The organism is Bacillus sp. 7884-1, from assembly GCF_002272245.1.
GTDB lineage: Bacteria > Bacillota > Bacilli > Bacillales > Cytobacillaceae > Neobacillus.
In genome coordinates this window covers 1-225 of sequence record NZ_NPDD01000386.1, presented here as the reverse complement: position 1 = coordinate 225, position 225 = coordinate 1, and the positions used below count along the sequence as shown (strand labels likewise).

General features: G+C 43.1%; 2 tRNA genes. Both read left to right on the top strand.

What is annotated here, in order from left to right:
• Positions 1-25 precede the first annotated feature (25 nt).
• Positions 26-101 (top strand) — tRNA-Phe (locus CHI06_RS29250).
• Positions 102-126: 25 nt separating this feature from the next.
• Positions 127-202: transfer RNA gene (locus tag CHI06_RS29245), tRNA-Thr, on the top strand.
• The last annotated feature ends 23 nt before the right edge of the window (positions 203-225 follow it).

Below are 225 nucleotides of genomic sequence, written 5' to 3'. Positions count from 1 at the left end.
CTTTTTGAAATAGGCTTTATAGTGTGGCTCAGTAGCTCAGTCGGTAGAGCAAAGGACTGAAAATCCTTGTGTCGGCGGTTCGATTCCGTCCTGAGCCACCATTTTTATTCTATTGATTATTTGCTTGCCGGTTTAGCTCAATTGGTAGAGCAACTGACTTGTAATCAGTAGGTTGGGGGTTCAAGTCCTCTAGCCGGCACCATCTGGTTTTTTACATCATAATAT